Below are 20,911 nucleotides of genomic sequence, written 5' to 3' on the forward strand. Positions count from 1 at the left end.
GCTTGCACTAGCAATTAATTTTATACGTTGTTAGCCACAGTTTTTAGTACGTTGTGTTTCTAAAGTCCAACCATCTTTTTAATTCAGATTCCTTTAAAGGATGATTTTCAGAATATTTTGAAATCATACTTTTATACTTCGCAAATTGAAAAGAATCAAGTCTCGGATTTGCAATAATATCAAATTTTAAATCCTTTAATTCGGGTAAAATAAATTTTAGTCCTGATAAGTCTAAAATTTCTTTCATAAACCCTACAATTCTGTATTCTGTTTCGTGTTTAAATGCGATGTGTTTTCTAAATGCCGAAAATTTTAATAAAGATTCCTTTTCTTTAAAAAGCATCTTATCATAATTTTGATATTGTACTGTTCCTGCAATTAGTAAATCGATTTTTGCGGTTTGGTCTTTTTGTAATTTTATCGATTCTTTTATTAGTTTTTGAAAATATTCTTGTTCAAACCTTAAAACGAATCCTGATTTTCCATAAATATCCCACATTGCAAATGATTCAACGTCATTTAAAATCCAACAACTAACAAATCTGTGTTTCTGCTTTTGGTCAAGAGATTTTTGTAGATGTCTTAAAGCTAATATGTTATTCCTAATCATCTCGTCCCATTGACTATCGGAAATTTCTGGGTTTGCATCATCAGGTTTTGAAAGCGTTTCACTTCTGACTTTTAACTCATTAATATCGTAAGGTTCAATATTTTCAAGGTTGTCTTCGAATTTGTCTAAACGAGCAAGATAGATGCTGTTAGTTTCAAGAAAATCAACAAGTTTTTCAATTGTTAAGTATCTATAAACATACTTTTCTTTAATCTCTTTTGTATGATAAGTATCCCATTTCATTCGATTGCAGTCGGTTTTTGTCAAATTGTGCCCAACAATAGGCTAAACGTACTATTCCATTTAGCTATTTTGTAGTCCTCCTACAAATCTAATGCTTTTCCGTTTCTAAAAAAACCTACTTATCAGCAGTTATAAACAGGCGCAGCGCAGCTCAAATGCCTAAATACGAATTTCTAATATTTAACTTTTCTTAAGATAGTTTAAGGTGTTAAACCTACTTTTCTGGTTAATTTTGCAGCCCAAATAGGGGCCACAAAAAATAAAAAGCAATACAGATGCAACCCTTGGTTTTTTGAGCTGTCTATAAGCAGACAATCATTAAACAAACATTCAAAAAACAATCAATGCAAAAACAATCAAAAATTTTAAAGCTATTGGCCCTTGGCTTTTGGCTATTGGCTTTTTCTTTTTCCAGCTACGGTCAAAAAGACTACACCCTTAGCGGTACCATTACTGATAAAAGCAACGGAGAGACCTTATTTGGGGCCTCTATTTTTTTACAGGGTACTACCATTGGGGTAATTACCAATGAATATGGGTTTTATTCACTAACGGCGCCTGAAGGTTCATATACCCTAAACATTTCTTATTTGGGTTTTGATGAAATTAGTCAGGCCATTACCTTAAATCAAAATCAAAAATTAGACTTTGAAATTTCAGAGTTCTCTACCACTTTAGAAGAAGTGGTGGTTACGGCTGAAGAACCTGAGCGTGCACTGCTACGCAAACCAGAAATGAGCGTTGCCAAAATGAATATTGGTACCGTAAAACAAATGCCCGTAGTATTGGGCGAGGTTGATATTTTAAAGTCCCTACAAATGCTTCCGGGGGTGACCAACAATGGCGAAGGTACCGGTGGTTTTCATGTACGGGGTGGCGCTGGTGATCAAAACTTAGTCTTGCTAGATGAGGCTATTATTTACAATACCTCACATATGTTTGGTTTCTTTTCGGTGTTTAATGCAGATGCCATAAAAGATGTAAAACTATACAAAGGTGGTATACCTGCTCGTTTTGGCGGTCGTGTATCTTCGGTATTAGATGTGCGCCAAAAAGATGGTAACAACAAACGTTTTGAAGCTACAGGCGGTATTGGTATTATTTCTAGTCGTTTGGCATTAGAAGGTCCGCTATTTAAAGAAAAAGGTTCTTTTTTAATTGCGGGCAGACGTTCGTATGCCGACTTACTATTAAAGGCTGCAGGTGAAGACAATAGTGTAAGTTTTTATGACCTGAACTTAAAAACCAATTACAATATAAACGCTAACAACAAATTATACCTGTCTGGGTATTTTGGTAGAGATGCCTTTGAATTGGGAGATAATTTTTCGAGCAGTTATGGTAACTCCACCGGTAACCTGCGTTGGAATCATATTTTTAATGAGAAACTGTTTTCAAATTTATCGGCGGTTGTTAGTAAATACGATTATGATTTAGGTATTACCGCTGCAGAATTTGATTGGATATCTTCCATCAGTAATTACAATTTAAAGTATGATTTAAAATATTATTTCAGCAACAATTTTAAGTTGGACTTTGGTGCGAGTGGTATTTATTATGATTTTAACCCAGGGCAAATTATTCCGACTTCAGATACATCCGAAGTGAATCCGTTACTTTTAGATAGTAAAAAAGCTTTTGAAAGTGGCGTGTATGTAAATGCGGAACACAAACTTTCAGAAAATTTAACCGCACAGTACGGTTTGCGTTATAGTGGGTTTTCAAGATTGGGCGGCCAAGCTATGGTAGATTATGCCAATGACCAACCCGTAGTGTACAATTCAGCATTGGGTATTTATGAGCGTGGCACCGCAGTAGGCGAGACCAACTATGAAAAAGGTGATGCGATAAAAACCTTCGGAAATTTTGAACCCCGCGTTTCATTGGCCTATACCTTGAATGAAAATTCATCATTGAAATTGGGCTTTTCTAGAGCGGCACAATACATCCATTTATTATCGAATACTTCTTCGGCAACGCCTCTAGATGTATGGACGCCCAGTGGAGAATATGTTAAACCGCAATTATCAAATCAGTATGCCTTCGGATATTTCAGAAATTTCAAGGATCAAGTATATTCTATGGAAGCCGAAGTGTATTATAAAAACACCGACAATAGAATTGACTACATAGATGGTTCTGAGTTAATAGGACAGAATACGATTGAAACGGAAATCTTAAATGGTGAATCGCGTGCTTACGGATTAGAGCTTTTATTGCGTAAAAATGAAGGTGATTTCACGGGATGGATTGCGTATACCTTATCAAAATCTGAACAACGCACACCCGGTGGCAATGCTGGCGGATTGGGTATCAACGATGGCGCTTGGTACAATACACCCTATGATAGAACACATGATATTTCAATTTCTGGAGCTTATAAATTGAATGACAAATGGAGTTTTGGTACCAACCTAGTTTTTCAAACTGGACGCCCAGTGACCTACCCGAATGGGCAGTATGAATATGAAGGTTTATCAATTGCGAGTTATGCGCTTAGAAATTCAGACCGCTTGCCAGCCTATCACCGTTTAGATCTTTCGGTGAATTATAAACCCAATCGAAAACCAGAAAAACGATTTAAAGGCGAATGGGTTTTGGGTATTTACAATGCCTATAACCGCAAAAATGCGGCTTCCATTTCTTTTGGTCAGAACATAGAGTCGGGTGCTAATGAAGCAACCAGAACCGCAATTTTCGGAATTGTGCCTTCATTAACCTATAATTTCAAATTTTAAGAAGATGAAAAACTATATAAAACTAACAGTACTATTTGTAGTAGTTGCGTTCGCATCATGTAGCGATGTTATTGATGTACCCGTACAAACAGCGGAAACCCGATTGGTAATTGAAGCATCTTTAGATTGGGAAAAAGGAACAGCGGGCAATGATCAAACTATTTCTTTACGCACGTCTACACCATTTTTTGAAACCAACACTAACACGGCCGTTACCGGTGCTACCGTAACCGTAACTAATGATGCTGACAATTCACAGTTTGTATTTGTTGACCAGAACAATGGCGATTATACCACAGATGAATTTGTGCCGGTTTTGAATCAGTCGTTTACTTTAGAAGTTATTTATAACGGAGAAGCTTATACTGCTACCGAAACTTTAAATCCAGTCCCAGAAATTTTGAATATTTATCAGGGCATAGAAGATGGTTTTAGTGATGAGGATATAGAATTACATGTTGTTTTTCAAGACCCACCTGAGGAAGGAAATAATGTATTTTTTAAGTTTCAGAATCAAGGTGATTTGCTACCTACATTAGAAATTGGTGACGATCGATTTGTAAATGGAAATGAAATTGATTGGTGGATCGAACTGTTTGATGATGAAGAAACCGATGAATTAGAATCTTTTCAACCCGGTGATATTGTGGATGTAGAAATGTCAGCGATTTCAACGCCTTATAAAGACTATTTAGAAATATTGATTGGTCAGATTGGAGGCTCAGGACTATTTGAAGCTACACCTGTTGCGGTAAAAGGCAATTGCGTGAATCTAACCAACCCTGAAAATTATGCACATGGGTATTTCAGATTAACTGAAGTGAATAAGTTCAGTTATACCTTTGAATAAAAATTGATTGTAGTGTTTAAAGTGGATTATTTCTTTCGGGGGATAATCCACTTTTTTTGTGCTACTATTTATTTTTTCATCGGGAAGACTTTGAAAAAAGTAAGACAACGCCAAAGCCATTCTAACGGACCATAATAAAAATAGCGTAACCATATTTTGCTGCCCCAAACTTGAATTCCGATTAAAACCAATGCAATTAAAAAGGTATACAAATTCGTCAGTTTCCCAAGATAACCAAGTCCCCAACCATACAACAAAAAAGTTCCAATAATACTCTGCAGCACATAATTAGTTAATGCCATTCTACCGTATGGTGCTAAATTCTCCAATATTTTTTCACCCTTTATTTTTCGGTAAAGCATAACAAATAAGGCTATCCAAATAAAGGTCATGGCCATATTTGAAATTTCAAAAGCAGTAAGGCCTAACATAGATAACCAAGTGTTGAATTGTACATTTTCACCCAACATAGAGAATATAAATGCCACTAGCCCGAATGAAATTAGCAGAATTACAGAAGCCCAGATAAGTACTTTTTTAGTCAACTTTTTTCGTTCATTAAAGTTTTTAAAGAATTCGCTACGGCCGGTATATAGTCCGATTAAGAAAAAGGCAAACGTATAATAGCCTCTACCGAAAAATCCGAATTGATATTCAATTTTATTTATATGTCCGCTAATTGAATTTGCCTCAAAAACATCTAAAAGCGAACCATTTTTAATAACCTCATAGTATTCCAGAACCCAAGCAGCCCCTGGATCTATAATAAACGGACCACCAAAAATACGATCACCACCCGTAATAGCAAAAATCACATATCTACCCAAACCTAAAAAAAGTAGCGCAGCCAAACCTAAAATCCATTTGTTTTGAATTTTATAAAACGGAATTAAGAAAATACCGAGAAAAGCATAAATGGTTAAAATATCGCCACGATAAAAAAGGCTGTGCACATACCCGATACCTAATAAAATAACAAGTCTCCATAAAAATCGAATGCCATAATTACCACCTTTTTTGGCTCCATTATCCATTTGAATAAAGAAACTTAAACCAAACAAAAAGGAAAATAAGGCAATGAATTTTCCGCGAAGAAAAAAGGAAACGGCACCATCAATAATACTGTCAATAGCAGAACTATTTACCGCAGTTGTAAATTCAGTGGGTTGAATAGAGCCAAAATAGTTTTCAACCATATGGCAAATTAAAATTCCGGCTAAGGCAAGCCCTCGTAATGAATCAATAATGGTGATTCTTGGTGTTTTTAGTGTACTCATGCTGTAAGAAATATGAAGAGGGAACAGCGATTATTTGTTTTTGAAAGATACTAAATAAAAGTTAGTGAAAATTGTTGTTGCTTGTATACCAACGCATTACCACCAAACCACAAAGAACTTTTCAAAATCAGTAGTTGATTTTTTCATCCACACCATGGGTGCTTTTTTTTGTAGCATTTGAATGGTAATAGCTTCAATTATATTTTTGCGTGAGGTCCATTTTGCCTTCTCATGGGGTTGCATAACCCATTCCGATTTAGAAGGAATATAAAATTGAAAAGCTCTGAATTCTTCCCCTTTAAATTCATCTAACCGCAGCCAATAACCACAAATACAATCTTGATTTAATGGATGCATTGATGTACTAGCAGCACCATACTTTTTAAATACTTGGCCTTTAAAACACGTTTGATGTTCAATGTTTGTATGATCGATACCAATTTCTTTTAGTGCATGAGCCCCTTCAACCGAGTGTAGTAATTGATATTGTTTGTTTTTTATTTTTTCCATTTTAGCGAAAAAGGCATCCCGCTTATTTGGCCCAATTAAACTGTGAATAGGTTCTGTGATATCCGGATTCATGATATAAAATTTATACGTCAACTCTACATGAATAAATTGTTCAGTACTTACATCCTTTAGTATAAAATCAATTTCACCAAGCGTTTGTTTATCCTTATAAATAGGAAGATTATGTACTAACACCTCATAACGCTTTGAGTGGTCTAAAAACTGTTTACAGATATATTCAATTTGATGGCCCAAACGGATATTTTGCGGAATAGGAGTAGGGGAGAAATCAGTTAAATCAATAGTAGGAAACTCAAATTGATGCATGCCAAATTGGTCCTTAGCCCATAGGGGTGGCGTGTTTAAGAATCCGGCACATTGTTTTTCAAGAAAATGGTTTTGCATGTAGTAAACTGAGTTTGTTAATTTACAGCAATTATACCGACCAAAGCAACTGTACACTACTAAAATGACGAACGTTAAGTTTTCCTAAAAAGGAACTTAGACAAATTCAAATGTCTTAATTTTAATGTATGACAATGACAAGACAAGGGTTTCGGTTTACACCTTATGAGGCTCCAGAGCAAACGCCATTCGAAAAACTTTTTGATATTTTTCAAGAGTTAATCACACATACATCAGGCGATTTTGATGAGGCCATTGATTGGCTTCGCGAATTAGATAAAGAGTATGAATTAACGACTGATGCCTATACCATTGATGACTTTATAGAAGAGTTAAAAGAAAAAGGATTTATTCAAGAAGAATTTGAAGATGACCCTGATGGTGCAGGTGAAGATGGGGAAGAAGGCGACGAAACCAAAAAGGGGGTTATTTCAATTACCGCCAAAATGGAACGCATAATTCGCCAACATGCATTAGATCAAATTTTTGGTAAGCTAAAAAGGAGTGGTGCCGGGAATCATAAAACAGGAAAATCTGGTCAGGGTGATGAGCATACCGGTGATATGCGCGAATACCGCTATGGCGATGGTCTAGAAAACATATCAATGACCGAGAGCTTGAAAAATGCGCAAATTAATCACGGTATTGGTAGTTTTCATTTAGATGAAAATGATCTGGTAGTTGAAGACACGCAGCACAAAGCTCAGATGAGTACTATTCTGATGATTGACATTAGCCATAGTATGATTTTATATGGTGAAGATCGTATAACGCCAGCGAAAAAAGTTGCCATGGCTTTGGCAGAATTAATTACCACGCGCTACCCAAAAGATACTTTAGATATTTTAGTTTTTGGTAACGATGCTTGGCCCATATCTATTAAAGAATTACCGTATTTGAAAGTAGGTCCGTATCATACCAATACCGTTGCTGGTTTACAATTGGCGATGGATATGTTGCGAAGAAAGCGGAATACCAACAAGCAAATTTTTATGATAACCGATGGTAAACCCAGTTGTTTGCGATTACCCGATGGTACCTATTATAAAAACAGTGTTGGCTTAGATGATTACATTGTTGAGAAATGTTACAACATGGCGCGGCAAGCACGAAAGTTACACATACCGATTACGACTTTTATGATTGCGCAAGATCCTTATCTGATGAAATTTATTCGTGAATTTACAGAAGCCAATAAGGGAAAAGCCTTTTTTACAGGTTTAAAAGGATTGGGCGAAATGATTTTTGAAGATTATGAAAGCAATAGAAGAAAACGATTGAAGTAACTGAATTAACTATAAGTCTAAATAGTAGACTAAAACAAAATGGGTACACACAATAGGACTTGGTATCAGAAAAAGCGAACATGGTTTCTATTGGTGTTTTTAATTTGCTTGGGTTTATTTATTTCAACTTTACCTAAAGAATTACCGCGAAATCTGGCCTATTTGGCAAAGGCATATGCAGAACCCGAAATAGCAGAAGGCGCATTGGCAATTGCTAAAAAGGACCCTAAAATAATTGCTTTATTGGGCGAGTTAGAACCTATGCACACATTTGATATGATAGAAGGTTCGGTTGGGTATTCTAAAACAGGAGATTCTGTGGCCATAACCATTGGGGTACGAGGCGATAAAAAAGAGATAAAGATTCGTTCTAATATGGACGTGTTAGCAGAAAAAATAAATGGAAAATGGGAGTATCTGAATATTCAAGTGCGGGTTAAGAATCCGATAGAACTAAAACAAACAATTCCTATTTTAAAAAAATAATTGCAAAAAAAGCTTATGAATTTGAAACATACAGAGATTACCACATTAAAAGAATTAAAAAAGGCGGGGTATCAAAGCAAGAGCATTAAAGATGAATTGCGTGATAACCTTCGCGAAAATATAAAAGCAGGTACAGATAGTTTTAAAGGAGTTTGGGGTTATGAAGACTCCGTAATTCCAGAGCTTGAACGCGCAATTCTTTCACGCCATAATATTAATTTATTAGGATTACGAGGGCAGGCTAAAACAAGACTTGCACGGTTGATGGTGAATTTGTTGGATGAATATATTCCGGTAGTGGGTGGTTCTGAAATTAACGATGACCCACTGGCACCAATGTCACGATATGCAACAGAGTTAATCAAAGAAAAAGGTGATGACACGCCTATTACTTGGCTGCATCGTGATGATCGGTTTTATGAGAAACTAGCGACACCTGATGTTACCGTAGCAGATTTAATAGGTGATGTAGATCCGATAAAAGCAGCAAATTTAAAATTGTCATATGCTGATGACCGTGTGATTCACTTCGGAATGATTCCGCGTGCGAACCGATGTATTTTTGTTATTAATGAACTGCCCGATTTACAGGCAAGAATTCAGGTTTCCTTGTTTAATATTTTAGAAGAAGGTGATATTCAAATTCGAGGATTTAAATTGAGATTACCACTTGATTTACAATTTGTTTTTACAGCAAACCCAGAAGATTATACCAATAGAGGCAGTATTGTTACGCCTTTAAAAGATAGAATTGGATCGCAGATACTAACGCATTACCCTGATGATATTGAAACGGCTCGAAAAATTACAGAACAAGAATCGAAATTAGATCCGCGACAAACCGATGTGGTATATGTACCAGATTTAGCAAAAGATTTGTTAGAGCAGATTAGTTTTTCGGCTCGTGAAAGTGAATATGTAGATGCTAAAAGTGGCGTAAGTGCACGAACAAGTATAACAGCATTTGAAAATTTATTGAGCACCGCAGAACGCAGGGCTTTACTAACCGGAGCTGATAAAACCATTGTTCGTTTAAGTGATTTTATGGGTGTAATACCAGCCATTACAGGTAAAATTGAATTGGTGTACGAAGGTGAGCAAGAAGGTGCTGATGGTGTTGCAGAAATCTTAATTGATGATGCGGTGAAAGTATTGTTTCCGTTATATTTTCCACCGATAAATAAATTAGAACGTAAAGATGCGGTAACGCCTTATGACAATTTATTATCCTGGTTTTTTCAAGAAAGTGAAGGGTTTGAATTGTTAGATGATTTTACCGATGAAGAATACAAACGAGCATTGGATGGTATTCCGGAATTGAGCATTTTAATAAAAGAGCATCAACCCGATTTTCCGAAAGAAGATATATACTTTTTAAAAGAACTTTTAATTTGGGGCTTAGTTGCTTATAAAAAGTTAAGCAAACAACGATTTGCAGAAGGCATGCAATTCAATGACTTGTATGGCAATTATATTAGTGGATTGTAACAAATAAAAAAAAGCCCTTCGAATTATCGAAGGGCTTTTTTCATAGCAATTAATTCCCCTTAGGCTTGTTGATAAGATGGAAGGTTGAAAATAAATGAACTTCCTTCTTTTGGTTTACTTAAAACTGTAATGGTGGTATCATGCAATTCCATGATTTTCTTTACAATTGCTAGTCCCAGACCCGAACCTTGTTTTTTAGCACTTTTATCAACTTGCTTATAACGGTCGAAAATAAATGGTTGTTCATTTACAGGAATTCCGGTACCGGTATCTGTAATGTTTATTTCAATATTCTTTCCTTCTTTTTTTAGGGATAATGTTACTTTACCCTTAGGCTCTGTATATTTTAAAGCATTCTCAATCAGATTTTGAAGTGCACGTTCAACAAGGCTAACATCAGCAAATACCATGCAATTTTCTTTAGGATTTTCAAGCTCAAGACTAATCTCCTTTTTCTCGGCCAGCACCTTAAATTTTGCAATTAGATCATATGAAAGTTCTGTAATTGAAAAGGGTTCTTTAACCGGTACAACCTGTTCAGCTTCAAGCTTAGAATACTCAAACAATTGATTGATCAGTTTTGAAAGTCGGTCTACGTTATCATGTGTAATTTGTAAATATTCGTCTTTTTCAGTTTCGGTGAGTGTATCCCTTTTCATTTGAAGGGTTTCGATATATCCTTTTAAAATAGCCAAAGGCGTACGTAAATCGTGCGACACATTTGCAATTAGTTCTCTACGAAGTAAATCAACCGATTGCATTTTATCCATATTGCCAACAATAGAATCTGCCATTTCATTAAATGAATTGGCAAAAATGGCGATATCAGATTTATCAGGATTTTCAATTCTAGCGTTTAAATCACCCTCTTGAAACTTACGAACGGTACTTGTAATTAACCGAAGGTTTTTCGTTAAAAACCAAATAGCCAATAAACCAATAATTGCTGTAAACAACATGGCAAGAAGGGTTGCGCCTGTACCCAGCTTCGCAAAATACTGTCCCAGTAAATTATCACTTACCTCTTGAAATTTTTTACCCGCAAGTACGATGTACATAAATCCATTTCTGCCATCAACGGAGTAGGGAGCAGCAGAAAAAATCTTCTGTTCTTTAATATCTCTAGGATCATCACCTAAAACAAATTCATTGCCTTTTGTCGCTATAAAAGTTTTAATAGGTTCTAATGATACACTTTTAGTTGGGGCACCTGCATCATGATCCAGTACCACAGAATACAAAATTTCACCAGTTTCATTGAGCAAATACACTTCGATGCCTTGGTTAACGGCCATCATATCATGCATTAAATCACCAAACAATTCTTTATTTACACTACCATCTTCTAAAAATGGTGAATCATTCTGAAACTTCTCTGCTATTACATGATTTGCAACATCAGCATTCAAACGCTGTGTTGTTTCTTGATTATGTTTATTTGCAAAATAGCTTGCAATAAAAATATAGGAAGCACCCATGAGTAGCACCAAAAGAATAAATGCGGCCCAAAGTTTCTTAATTAATTTGGGTGTTAAAGTTTTTTCTACCGAGCTCATAAAACAATATCTTCATTAAATTTATACCCAACACCCCAAGTGGTTAAAATAAAAGTTGGGTTCGCCATATCAGACTCAATTTTAGCACGTAAACGGTTTATATGTGAATTAACGGTATGTTCATAACCTTCAAAATTATAACCCCAAATAATATTCAGTAATTCCGTACGTGTATAATTCCGACCAGGGTTCGAAGCCATCAAAACCAATAATTCAAACTCCTTAGGAGAAAGGTCGATGCGCTGCTCATTTAATAAGACCTTTCTTTTTTCAATATTAATCTTCAAACCTTCAACTAAAATGGAAGCAGAATCTTTAATACTTGACTTTTTCACTTCCGTTCTACGCATCACCGCTTTAATTCTAGCCAAAAGCTCTCGAATACTAAAGGGTTTGGTGATATAATCATCAGCACCAATTTCTAAGCCAAGCACCCGATCTATTTCTTCAGATTTAGCCGTAAGCATAATAATAGGCGTGTTCTTACTTGCCCTAAGCCGTTTGCAAACTTCAATACCATCCATAGAAGGTAATGTTAAATCAAGAATGATAAGGTCATAGTCATTCTCTAATGCCATATTCAAACCTAGAGCACCATCTGTAGCTTTAGAAGTGGTATAGATTAAATCAGTCAAGTGAATTTCCAGAAGTTTAATGATTTCTGGATCGTCTTCTATTATAAGTATTTGCTTCATAATTAATTGATTACGAAAGAAGTTAAAAAGTATCACATAGGTATCACAAGCATCTCATAAAAGATAAAAGGTACATTATTATAATAAAATCACATGCTTTAGGAAGTTAAACTAGTAAAAACACCTGTTTTATAGTCGAGAAGGTCACAAAACCCTAACAAAGCTGCTACAGAAGTTTACTTTTTTGTGACTCAGACAAGTTCTTAGAGTAGTTAGTTTGTAGAAATAATCTTAAAAACAATTGAAAATGAAAAACTTTAGAACATTTCGAAGCTTACTCGTGATTGCAGTAATTGCATTACTTTATTCTTGTGATGAAGATACGCCTATTGAAACTGTCGCAGAAACGCAACAAGTTGAACCGGAAGCAAAAACAGAACCCGAATCCGTTGCTGAAGAAGAAATTGCAATGGAAACCGAAACAATGTCATTTAACATTACCATTAAAAATGTTGTTCAATATTTAAGTGCCACCGTATTTAATATGGATAATACAGCCACCGAACCCGGTCCTGTTCCTGATGCGGGTTGTTTTTTTACTATCGATCTTAAAGCTGCAGCCCCAGGAGGCAGAGTTAGTTTTGCTACCATGTCAGCAGCATCTAATGATTGGTTTTTTGCGCCAAAAGCCGAGGGAATCGCCTTGTTTGAAAATGGTGCACCCGTAACCGGCGATGTAACAGATCAAGTCTATTTGTGGGATGCAGGAGTAGAAAAAGAGGACCCGGCCACTTTTACCACAGCTCCGGATGGCGCTACTGCAGGTGAACCTGACCCAGATAATACGGTACGCATTGTAACTACTGATGTAGCCAAATTTATTAGTGTATATCTTTCTTATAATGAAGAAACCATGACATTTTCATTAAAAATTGAGAATGTAAGAGGTAATAAAGTAGAAACAGATCCTATTATAATTACTCCAGGTATAGCGGTTGTGCATGCACAGGATAATGCTTTATTTGAACCGGGATTTCCTGATGCAGGTCATGGTCTAGCAGAAATTGCATTAAGAGGAAACCCAACTCATATATATGAGTGGCTAACCGCAACATGTGATTCAGGATCACCTTTACGTTTATCTTCATCATTTACTGTATTAGCGCCAGGTATAGTTTATGCATTTAACGATGAATCAGACCCAGTATTTACACAAGGAGAACAAGCTATGGCGGGTAGTGGAATTGAAGAATCTGCAGAAGATGGTAATACAAGTGTTATGTATGATTACATTACAAATACGTTAGCGCTACCTGCAGCTCAAAGTAATGAAATGATGCCTGTAGGACCAGGCGGAAGTCTAACTTTTACATTAGAAGCGCCCGTAGGTTCTAAATTAGGTTTTAATACAATGTTTGTATTTAGTAATGACTGGTTTATGGCTACAAATAATGCAGGCTATCATTTATTTAATGGTGATGGTTCACCAAGAACTGGAACAGAAATTACACAACAGGCCTATTTGTATGATGCGGGTACCGAATATGATCAACCAGTAGGTTTAGGTATGGATCAAGCACCTTTTCAAGCAGGACCTAATACCGGAGCGGCAGATGATAACAATAGCATTAGAAGAGTAATGGAAATTGATGATGTACAATTCGGAAAAGGTAGTATTCAATCTTATGAAGGCGTTGTAGGTCATCCAGATTTAAGAGGCGGTTACAACATAGTAGCGATTAGTATTGAAGTAAATTAATTGAAACATAATTATACTGAACAAATAAGGCCTTGCATGTAGCAAGGCCTTATTTATTTTACTAAGAATAGTATTGTTTTTTATTATTCCCAAGAATCAATGTGATTCATATCATCAAACTCGTAGGCACCAACCTTATCTTTTCGATATTTAAAAGCAAGCAATGTTAATCCTATTAAGATGATATACAATGTCAATATTAATAAGCCAACCGGAATAAAGGTTCCTGGTATAACGTGGTTTTCATATTGTCCGTAACTAAATAGTATAGCCAGAGTATCAAAAAATTTGAACACATACACCACACAAATAGCGTATAATGCATATTCTAAATTTCGCATTTTGGGATCTGCAATTTCCTCCTCTTTAATTTTAAACCACAATACATATAGAAATCCAAAATGAACTAAAGTTAAAGCTGGAAAAATATAGTTGTCAAACTTGAAGAAGTAAAACTGATTGGTGTACAATCCATAAAAATTGAAAACAATTAATAATGCCAAGACTGCCAAGGTCATTTTTAATATCCGCTTCCAAGGAAATATACGTAAAATTGAATTCATAGTAATTAAGTTAAGAGGCTTGGGGAACCCTATTGTTCAATTTAGAAAACGTGTCCATATTTCGTTTATTTTATTTTTTCGACAAAGCGCATAAATGTAAGATTTCATACTAAAGTAGTACTATTTATCGTCTGAAGCCTATTAAATAATTAAGTGAAAATTGAAATTTATGTCAACCAATTTTTTGAGTGCGCCAATTTAGCGAATATTACCAATGCTACCGCAAATATTAAGATAACAATAGGTAACCATAATGCTTCAGACCCATAAATTTCAAAGGTATTACTAAGAAAAGCGATATATACCTGTTGCGCAATTACACCCAATAGCGAAATCAATATAATAGGTCTAGCAATTTTTTTTCGCAACAATAATAAAATACAACCAAGAACACCACCCCATACAGCAATTGCGTAAGCCGCTGTAACCCATGCTGGTCTTGATTCATGAAGTTCACGTTGTGCTTGTGTCATGGCTGTGAGGTCTTCAACTGATATATAGGCATCTGCTAAATAAGCAAAAACACCCATTAAATTCCATAAAAGCGCTATTACACTGATTACCCAAAACCAAACTGGTGGTCTTATTCGTGAAGTATTTTCCATCATTTGGTCTTTAATTTATAATTCTTCCTACAAAATACAAAAAAAGAATTAGTTTCGATTTTACCCAAATTCAGTTTTTATGAATAAGAAGTACAGTTATTATTTAATTCGAATACAGTTTCTTGGTTTTCGCTATAGCGGATGGCAAAAGCAGCCAAATCAAAAAACAGTTGAGAGTATGCTTTTAAAAACCTTAAAATTTATCTTACCTGAACGAAAGCTTAAAATACTAGGTGCTGGTAGAACAGATGCAAAAGTTTCAGCATTGAATGCTGCTTTTGAACTTTTTTTAGAAGGAGAGCCCCTAACCGATATAGACGCCTTTAAAACTCTATTCAATTTAAACTTACCATCTGATATAAAGATAATTAGCATAACAGATCGAATTAAAGACTTTAATATTATAAAGGATGTAAAATCAAAAGAATATGTATACTTATTTTCTTTTGGAGACAAGAATCATCCTTTTGCAGCACCATTTATTACAAACGTTCAAGAACAGTTAAATCTTGAATTAATGCAGCAAGCTGCAAAACTCTTTGAAGGTCTAAATGATTTCTCGGCATTCACCGTAAAACAAGGAAAAGAAAAGGATAATATTAGGAAAGTCACTTCTTGCTATATTATTGAGAATAATTTATTGAAAGCTAATTTTTTCCCAGATACAAGTTTTGCATTACACATTGAGGCAGAAGGTTTTGTTCGCTATCAAGTACGAATGATTATGGGCGCATTAATTCAATTGGGAAAAGGTGAAATTGACTTTGCCACAATAGAAGAATCATTATCACAACCAAGCAATGTTCAGTTCACCTATGTTGCACCTGGATCAGGTCTACTTTTAAATCAATTAGACTTTAAAGACGAGAAAAATTAATCGAATAGGTTAGAGGAGAGGTAACGATCACCACGGTCGCATACAATAGACACAATTGTACCTTCAGTTAATGTTTCTGCCAACCGCAAAGCTGCAGTTGCCGCGCCGCCACTACTCATTCCTGAGAAAATACCTTCTTCAATAGCTAATCTTTTCGACATAGCAATTGATTCATCTCTACTAACTTCTAAAACTTGATCTACTTTACTTTTATCAAATATTTTTGGCAAATATTCTTCTGGCCATTTTCTGATTCCGGGTATGCTACTACCATCTGTAGGTTGTACGCCAACAATTTGCACATTACTATTTTGCTCCTTTAAATAAGTAGAAGTACCCATAATAGTACCTGTGGTGCCCATTGCTGAAACAAAATGAGTGATTTCACCTTTGGTATCATTCCAAATTTCAGGCCCTGTAGTTTTATAGTGTGCTTTCCAGTTATTATCATTCGAAAACTGGTTAATCATATACATACCTTCTTTAGCTACTTTATCCTCTGCATAATCGCGTGCACCCTCAATACCAGCATCTGCTGATGTTAAGGTAACTTTTGCACCATATGCTCGCATGGTTTGCACCCGTTCTTTGGTTGCGTTTTCAGGCATTACCAGTTCAATATCTAGTCCGTAAATACCCGCAATCATTGCTAAAGCAATTCCGGTATTGCCGCTAGTCGCCTCAATCAACTTTGAATTTTTGTCAATTGAACCATCATCGAGTCCGCTTTTAATCATATTAAATGCAGCACGATCTTTAACACTACCACCAGGGTTATGTCCTTCTAATTTGAAAAACAATCGAACATTGGGGTTTTTATTCAACACTTTTGATTCAACCAAAGGTGTGTTTCCTATTAAATCTAATATAGAATTAGGCATGCGGCATTGTTTTAATTTTTATTTCTGGCGTATGAAAAACGGTGGAATTAGCTGGTACTGAAGCCGTAATCCATGCATTTCCTCCTATAATACTATTTTCACCAATTACAGTTTCACCACCTAAAATAGTAGCATTTGCGTAAATAGTAACGTTATTTTCAATAGTTGGATGCCTTTTCGTTTTCTGTAAATGTTTAGCGACATAAAGTCCACCTAAAGTTACACCTTGATAGATTTTTACATTATTCTTGATAATTGCAGTTTCTCCAATAACCACACCTGTACCATGGTCAACATGAAATGAACTACCAATTTGAGCACCAGGGTTTATATCAACACCAGTTTGTCTGTGTGCATATTCCGTCATTAACCTAGGTACTAATGGAAAACCTGCTAAATATAATTCATGAGCCAATCTATAAATTGCTATTGCGTAAAAGCCAGGATAGGCCATATATACTTCTTCTATAGACAAAGAGGCTGGATCACAATTAACCGTGGCTTCTGCATCAAGATTGAGACTTTCAAGTACTTCAGGTAATTTAACAACATAATTCTCCCACAGCTTTATACAAGGTTTATCAACCTCCCAGCATGCTAATTGTACAAGAGCATCAAATTCTTCAGCTAACTTATCTAGATTTTCATCAACGGGAGTGTCAATATCAAAAAGCGTGTAAAAAAGGAGATTCGTAAAAGATTCAACCTTTTCTTTTAGGGCGAAACGCAAATTAGGTTGCTTCTTGTGTTTGTTAATACTATCAATAACTGACTGCCGATCCATAAAATTTATATTGTATTTCAAAATTAACTATAAATTCAAAACATATCTCTTGAAAAGGTTAACTTTAGCTAAAGAATGCTTTATAACAACAAAAAAGCACTAATATCTTATTATAAAATCAGTTTAGACGCATGAATAATACAAGCCTTACGAGTGAAACCTTTAGCTTTTTAAAACAACTTGAAAAGAACAATAATCGAGATTGGTTTGCTGAGCACAAAGCCGAATTTAAAAGGCATGAAGCAGGTTTTAAAGATTTTATGTCGGGCTTGAATAACAAAATAACAGTTCATGATGAAATTGAAAAATTAAAGGTTTTTAGAATTTATAGAGATGTTCGATTTTCTAAAAATAAAGCACCCTACAAAACAAACTTAGCAGGTTCATTTACACGAAGCGGAGCCAAGTTAAGAGGCGGGTATTATGTGCATATAGAACCAGGGAAAAGTTTTATTGCAACTGGGTTTTGGCAACCCAATAAGGAAGATTTATTGCGGATTAGAAAAGAGTTTGAAACCGATGCAGATGAATTTAGAGCCATATTGGCTAACAAAACCTTACAAACACAATGGGGTGACTTAGTTGGTGATGAAGTAAAAACTGCACCAAAAGGTTTTAATAAAGAACATATAGCAATAGACTTAATTAAAAAGAAACAATACATCTTCACTAAATATTTTAGCGATGACGAAGTATTATCAGAACATTTTTTAGAAGATATTAATAGTGCATTTATTGCCATCAGGCCCTTTTTCGACTTAATGAGCAACATTTTAACCACAAATTTAAACGGCGAATCTTTACTACGGTAATACTTCTTGAACTTCAAGCAATTGCACTTGATCTTTTAACCGTTCAATGACCATTTGCATCATACGCTTATTTAATGCTGATGAATTTTGAATGTATATGCTATATTCTTCAACAGTGAATTGACCAATAATCATTCCTTTAATGGCGTTTCTAAATTTGATGTCTTTTTGAATAGCATTTTCAATAAATAACAATCGTTTTTCAATTGCTAGTTGGTGAAACGAATTCTTATGCTTTAGTATATAATTTCTAAAAACCGCTACCAATAGCATGTTCTGCAATTTAATAACTGGTCTTAAAGTGGAATTCTGAAAATTTTCATCAAATGTCATGGATTCAAATATTTTGACATTTGTAATTTCAGGACGAATATTCAGTAAACTTTCGGTTCGATTATTCATTTTTGCTGCAGTTTGTTAAAGATACCTAATTCGCTATTTATTTTTAACATCATACCTTTTTGAATTTTAACCGAGTTATAAACAATTGGTGCAACTATATGATTTTATGTAGTTTAATAGATTAATTTAAACTATTGATTTAAATATTTATAAGTCAACTAGCCAATATCCAAAATCTTTAAAAGCGACAATAATTGCATGTTTTGTTTTTAAAAGAATAAGTTACCCACCAATTACACTAAATTTACAAACTCAAATAACAAGTATAATTTTATAAAGAATACTGCATGAGATTTCACACAAGAAAATGGGTTAAGCCAGAAGATTTAAATGCCAACGGCACTTTATTTGGTGGTAAATTATTAGCATGGATAGACGAAGAAGCAGCTCTTTACTGCATTGTTCAGCTTGAAAACAAAAAAATAGTTACCAAATACATGTCAGAAATAAACTTTGTTAGCGCTCCTGTTCAAGGAGATGTTGTAGAAATAGGCATAGAAATTGTAAAATTTGGCAAAACATCATTGACTTTGAAGTCTGAAGTACGTAACATGATGACCAGAGATACTATTCTAATGGTAGATAATATAATTATGGTCAATCTAGACGCTAGTGGAAAACCTGTGCCACACGGCAAAACTAAGGTGGAATTTGTTAAAGACCGTTTAGCTTAAACTACTGAACCTCTATTTTCGTGGCAACTTCTTGTACATCATCTAAAACTCGCAATAAGTTGCCACCCCAAAGTTTTGCTATTTCAGCTTCAGTATAACCACGTTTTACCAGCTCTAGTGTTACATTAAATGTCTCAGAAGCATCTGACCAACCCGCAATACCACCACCACCATCAAAGTCAGAGCTAATACCCACAAAATCAACGCCAATAAGCTTAACCATATAATCTATATGATTAACTAAATCAACAACACTTACTGCCGGTGGAACATTGGTTTTATTAGCAATTATCTTTTCCGCAATTTTAGCTACTTTTTGTTGATTATCTATAAATTCTTTGTGCTCAACCTGAGTCAATGAACCAAGTTCTTCACTATCATACCATTCAACACCTAATGAATCTGCAACCCGAAGATTCATTGATTTTATGTAGGCAGCGCGTTTATCAATTTTTTCAGAATTTAAATATGCATCTAAAGCAACAGCCTGCACAACACCACCATTCTCTTTAATTAATAACAATTGCTCATCATCAAGGTTTCTACTATGATCACAAAGTGCTCTTGCCGAAGAATGAGAGGCAATAATAGGAGCCTTTGATAATGCTACAATTTGCTTCATTGATTCCTTAGAAACATGTGAAACATCAATCATTATTCCAACTCTATTTAGCTCGTTAACAGCCTTTTTACCTAATTTACTTAAACCATTATGTAACCATGAGTTATTTTCTTCACCCGTGTGAGAATCACAAAATTGACTATGTCCATTATGAGAAAGTGAAACATATCTAGCACCACGATTGTGATACTCTTCAATGTTTGATAAGTCATCGCCCATTGGGTAAGCATTCTCTACGCCAATCATTGCAACTTTCTTTCCGTTAGCATTTAATTCTTTTACATCTTTAGAATTCAGTGCTAAGCCAATTTTGTCTGGCGCATATTCTTCACAAAGTCGATGAATTGCATCAAACTTTGCCATTGCGTTTTCTTGAGCTTTCTGATAACCAGCAGCGTCTAAACTTCCTTGTCCGGTATAAACAATAAACCAAGCAACATCAAGTCCGCCTTCTTGCATTTTTGGTAAATCAACTTGGGTTTTAAGGCGTTGTGAATAATTAATACTATCCGTAAAATTACTCACATTAATATCTACATGCGTATCAATTGTAATTACTTCATTTTGAACGCGTTTAGCTATTTCTTCTAAAGTTTCTTTTGCAATGTTGTCTTTAGAATTCTTTCGTTGATTACATGAAACAATTAAAATTAAACAGAAAAATAGTACAGGATATCTCATTTTAACAATTTTAGACCTACAAATAAAGCCAATTGACAACAGAAAACAGGGTATAGGTAACATTTTATTGTTAGTGAGGCATTAAAACGAGATTTTTGGTAAACACACAAGCTAAACCATCAATGTTTACTATAGGTGAGAGCCACCTAATTAAAAGCAACTATTTT

The 20,911-nt window shown here is 35.0% G+C and carries 20 protein-coding genes; 9 read left to right on the plus strand and 11 right to left on the minus strand.

Annotated elements, in window-relative coordinates:
- Nucleotides 1-43: 43 nt before the first annotated feature.
- Nucleotides 44-853 (minus strand): DUF2971 domain-containing protein, encoded by an 810-nt coding sequence (locus tag JQC67_RS13030; protein WP_203253362.1) that lies wholly within the window; start codon nucleotides 851-853, stop codon nucleotides 44-46.
- A 344-nt stretch (nucleotides 854-1,197) separates the two neighbouring features.
- On the opposite strand from JQC67_RS13030, the gene JQC67_RS13035 reads away from it, so the two are divergent.
- Together JQC67_RS13035 and JQC67_RS13040 are read left to right on the plus strand one after the other, a co-directional pair.
- Nucleotides 1,198-3,591 carry a TonB-dependent receptor gene (locus JQC67_RS13035; protein WP_203253363.1) on the plus strand — a complete coding sequence of 798 codons (2,394 nt, stop codon included), beginning with the start codon at nucleotides 1,198-1,200 and terminating at the stop codon, nucleotides 3,589-3,591.
- Nucleotides 3,592-3,595: 4 nt separating this feature from the next.
- The gene (locus JQC67_RS13040; protein WP_203253364.1) at nucleotides 3,596-4,441 is read left to right on the plus strand and encodes a DUF4249 domain-containing protein; all 846 of its coding nucleotides are present in this window, start codon (nucleotides 3,596-3,598) and stop codon (nucleotides 4,439-4,441) included.
- 68 nt (nucleotides 4,442-4,509) lie between these two features.
- On the opposite strand, the gene JQC67_RS13045 is transcribed toward JQC67_RS13040, so the two are convergent.
- Nucleotides 4,510-5,718: a DUF418 domain-containing protein gene (locus JQC67_RS13045; RefSeq protein ID WP_203253365.1), complete on the minus strand. Its 1,209-nt coding sequence runs from the start codon at nucleotides 5,716-5,718 to the stop codon at nucleotides 4,510-4,512.
- 96 nt (nucleotides 5,719-5,814) lie between these two features.
- On the minus strand, nucleotides 5,815-6,633 hold the full coding sequence (locus JQC67_RS13050; protein ID WP_203253366.1) for a DUF1853 family protein: 819 nt from the start codon (nucleotides 6,631-6,633) through the stop codon (nucleotides 5,815-5,817).
- Nucleotides 6,634-6,761: 128 nt separating this feature from the next.
- Between JQC67_RS13050 and JQC67_RS13055 the strand changes: the two genes are divergently transcribed.
- The 3 genes from JQC67_RS13055 to JQC67_RS13065 are packed head-to-tail and all read left to right on the plus strand — an operon-like array spanning nucleotide 6,762 to nucleotide 9,893.
- Nucleotides 6,762-7,919, plus strand: coding sequence for a vWA domain-containing protein (locus JQC67_RS13055; protein WP_203253367.1), 1,158 nt, complete (start codon nucleotides 6,762-6,764; stop codon nucleotides 7,917-7,919).
- A 39-nt stretch (nucleotides 7,920-7,958) separates the two neighbouring features.
- Nucleotides 7,959-8,405: a hypothetical protein gene (locus JQC67_RS13060; RefSeq protein WP_203253368.1), complete on the plus strand. Its 447-nt coding sequence runs from the start codon at nucleotides 7,959-7,961 to the stop codon at nucleotides 8,403-8,405.
- A gap of 15 nt (nucleotides 8,406-8,420) precedes the next feature.
- Nucleotides 8,421-9,893 carry a MoxR family ATPase gene (locus JQC67_RS13065; protein ID WP_203253369.1) on the plus strand — a complete coding sequence of 491 codons (1,473 nt, stop codon included), beginning with the start codon at nucleotides 8,421-8,423 and terminating at the stop codon, nucleotides 9,891-9,893.
- A 59-nt stretch (nucleotides 9,894-9,952) separates the two neighbouring features.
- Here JQC67_RS13065 and JQC67_RS13070 read toward each other — a convergent pair whose 3' ends face one another.
- On the minus strand, nucleotides 9,953-11,449 hold the full coding sequence (locus JQC67_RS13070; protein WP_203253370.1) for a sensor histidine kinase: 1,497 nt from the start codon (nucleotides 11,447-11,449) through the stop codon (nucleotides 9,953-9,955).
- Nucleotides 11,446-12,144, minus strand: a complete 699-nt coding sequence (locus tag JQC67_RS13075) for a response regulator transcription factor (RefSeq protein WP_203253371.1) — start codon at nucleotides 12,142-12,144, stop codon at nucleotides 11,446-11,448. The genes JQC67_RS13070 and JQC67_RS13075 overlap by 4 nt, the downstream gene beginning before the upstream one ends.
- A gap of 247 nt (nucleotides 12,145-12,391) precedes the next feature.
- On the opposite strand from JQC67_RS13075, the gene JQC67_RS13080 reads away from it, so the two are divergent.
- A complete protein-coding gene (locus tag JQC67_RS13080; RefSeq protein WP_203253372.1) occupies nucleotides 12,392-13,843 on the plus strand; it encodes a spondin domain-containing protein in 1,452 nt (483 codons plus the stop codon).
- A gap of 83 nt (nucleotides 13,844-13,926) precedes the next feature.
- Here JQC67_RS13080 and JQC67_RS13085 read toward each other — a convergent pair whose 3' ends face one another.
- Complete coding sequence (locus JQC67_RS13085) at nucleotides 13,927-14,406, minus strand: hypothetical protein (protein WP_203253373.1); 480 nt, start codon at nucleotides 14,404-14,406, stop codon at nucleotides 13,927-13,929.
- A 167-nt stretch (nucleotides 14,407-14,573) separates the two neighbouring features.
- Nucleotides 14,574-15,014, minus strand: coding sequence for a hypothetical protein (locus JQC67_RS13090; RefSeq protein WP_238934753.1), 441 nt, complete (start codon nucleotides 15,012-15,014; stop codon nucleotides 14,574-14,576).
- Nucleotides 15,015-15,090: 76 nt separating this feature from the next.
- Between JQC67_RS13090 and JQC67_RS13095 the strand changes: the two genes are divergently transcribed.
- A complete protein-coding gene (locus JQC67_RS13095) occupies nucleotides 15,091-15,888 on the plus strand; it encodes a tRNA pseudouridine synthase A (RefSeq protein WP_203253374.1) in 798 nt (265 codons plus the stop codon).
- Here JQC67_RS13095 and cysM read toward each other — a convergent pair.
- Together cysM and epsC are read right to left on the minus strand one after the other, a co-directional pair.
- Nucleotides 15,885-16,769: a cysteine synthase CysM gene (gene cysM / locus JQC67_RS13100; RefSeq protein ID WP_203253375.1), complete on the minus strand. Its 885-nt coding sequence runs from the start codon at nucleotides 16,767-16,769 to the stop codon at nucleotides 15,885-15,887. The genes JQC67_RS13095 and cysM overlap by 4 nt on opposite strands.
- Nucleotides 16,762-17,553, minus strand: coding sequence for a serine O-acetyltransferase EpsC (gene epsC / locus JQC67_RS13105; RefSeq protein ID WP_203253376.1), 792 nt, complete (start codon nucleotides 17,551-17,553; stop codon nucleotides 16,762-16,764). Before epsC ends, cysM begins: the two co-directional genes overlap by 8 nt.
- A 131-nt stretch (nucleotides 17,554-17,684) precedes the next feature.
- On the opposite strand from epsC, the gene JQC67_RS13110 reads away from it, so the two are divergent.
- Entirely contained in the window at nucleotides 17,685-18,365 is a 681-nt protein-coding gene (locus JQC67_RS13110; protein WP_203253377.1) for a DUF2461 domain-containing protein, read from the plus strand.
- Here JQC67_RS13110 and JQC67_RS13115 read toward each other — a convergent pair.
- Nucleotides 18,357-18,767: a glyoxalase gene (locus JQC67_RS13115; protein ID WP_203253378.1), complete on the minus strand. Its 411-nt coding sequence runs from the start codon at nucleotides 18,765-18,767 to the stop codon at nucleotides 18,357-18,359. The two genes, JQC67_RS13110 and JQC67_RS13115, sit on opposite strands and share 9 nt — an antisense overlap.
- A 287-nt stretch (nucleotides 18,768-19,054) precedes the next feature.
- Between JQC67_RS13115 and JQC67_RS13120 the strand changes: the two genes are divergently transcribed.
- The gene (locus tag JQC67_RS13120) at nucleotides 19,055-19,441 is read left to right on the plus strand and encodes an acyl-CoA thioesterase (RefSeq protein WP_203253379.1); all 387 of its coding nucleotides are present in this window, start codon (nucleotides 19,055-19,057) and stop codon (nucleotides 19,439-19,441) included.
- Between the two features lies 1 nt (nucleotide 19,442).
- Here the strand turns inward: JQC67_RS13120 and JQC67_RS13125 are convergent, their stop codons facing one another.
- Nucleotides 19,443-20,744, minus strand: a complete 1,302-nt coding sequence (locus tag JQC67_RS13125; RefSeq protein WP_203253380.1) for a dipeptidase — start codon at nucleotides 20,742-20,744, stop codon at nucleotides 19,443-19,445.
- Nucleotides 20,745-20,911 lie beyond the last annotated feature (167 nt).

The organism is Aurantibacter crassamenti (genome assembly GCF_016811105.1).
GTDB classification, from domain to species: domain Bacteria; phylum Bacteroidota; class Bacteroidia; order Flavobacteriales; family Flavobacteriaceae; genus Aurantibacter_A; species Aurantibacter_A crassamenti.

Bases quoted from the DNA above. Each gene is read 5' to 3' on its own strand.
- JQC67_RS13030 (WP_203253362.1), bottom strand. From the start codon at position 853: ATGAAATGGGATACTTATCATACAAAAGAGATTAAAGAAAAGTATGTT.
- JQC67_RS13035 (WP_203253363.1), top strand. From the start codon at position 1,198: ATGCAAAAACAATCAAAAATTTTAAAGCTATTGGCCCTTGGCTTTTGG.
- JQC67_RS13040 (WP_203253364.1), top strand. From the start codon at position 3,596: ATGAAAAACTATATAAAACTAACAGTACTATTTGTAGTAGTTGCGTTC.
- JQC67_RS13045 (WP_203253365.1), bottom strand. From the start codon at position 5,718: ATGAGTACACTAAAAACACCAAGAATCACCATTATTGATTCATTACGA.
- JQC67_RS13050 (WP_203253366.1), bottom strand. From the start codon at position 6,633: ATGCAAAACCATTTTCTTGAAAAACAATGTGCCGGATTCTTAAACACG.
- JQC67_RS13055 (WP_203253367.1), top strand. From the start codon at position 6,762: ATGACAATGACAAGACAAGGGTTTCGGTTTACACCTTATGAGGCTCCA.
- JQC67_RS13060 (WP_203253368.1), top strand. From the start codon at position 7,959: ATGGGTACACACAATAGGACTTGGTATCAGAAAAAGCGAACATGGTTT.
- JQC67_RS13065 (WP_203253369.1), top strand. From the start codon at position 8,421: ATGAATTTGAAACATACAGAGATTACCACATTAAAAGAATTAAAAAAG.
- JQC67_RS13070 (WP_203253370.1), bottom strand. From the start codon at position 11,449: ATGAGCTCGGTAGAAAAAACTTTAACACCCAAATTAATTAAGAAACTT.
- JQC67_RS13075 (WP_203253371.1), bottom strand. From the start codon at position 12,144: ATGAAGCAAATACTTATAATAGAAGACGATCCAGAAATCATTAAACTT.
- JQC67_RS13080 (WP_203253372.1), top strand. From the start codon at position 12,392: ATGAAAAACTTTAGAACATTTCGAAGCTTACTCGTGATTGCAGTAATT.
- JQC67_RS13085 (WP_203253373.1), bottom strand. From the start codon at position 14,406: ATGAATTCAATTTTACGTATATTTCCTTGGAAGCGGATATTAAAAATG.
- JQC67_RS13090 (WP_238934753.1), bottom strand. From the start codon at position 15,014: ATGATGGAAAATACTTCACGAATAAGACCACCAGTTTGGTTTTGGGTA.
- JQC67_RS13095 (WP_203253374.1), top strand. From the start codon at position 15,091: ATGAATAAGAAGTACAGTTATTATTTAATTCGAATACAGTTTCTTGGT.
- cysM (WP_203253375.1), bottom strand. From the start codon at position 16,769: ATGCCTAATTCTATATTAGATTTAATAGGAAACACACCTTTGGTTGAA.
- epsC (WP_203253376.1), bottom strand. From the start codon at position 17,553: ATGGATCGGCAGTCAGTTATTGATAGTATTAACAAACACAAGAAGCAA.
- JQC67_RS13110 (WP_203253377.1), top strand. From the start codon at position 17,685: ATGAATAATACAAGCCTTACGAGTGAAACCTTTAGCTTTTTAAAACAA.
- JQC67_RS13115 (WP_203253378.1), bottom strand. From the start codon at position 18,767: ATGAATAATCGAACCGAAAGTTTACTGAATATTCGTCCTGAAATTACA.
- JQC67_RS13120 (WP_203253379.1), top strand. From the start codon at position 19,055: ATGAGATTTCACACAAGAAAATGGGTTAAGCCAGAAGATTTAAATGCC.
- JQC67_RS13125 (WP_203253380.1), bottom strand. From the start codon at position 20,744: ATGAGATATCCTGTACTATTTTTCTGTTTAATTTTAATTGTTTCATGT.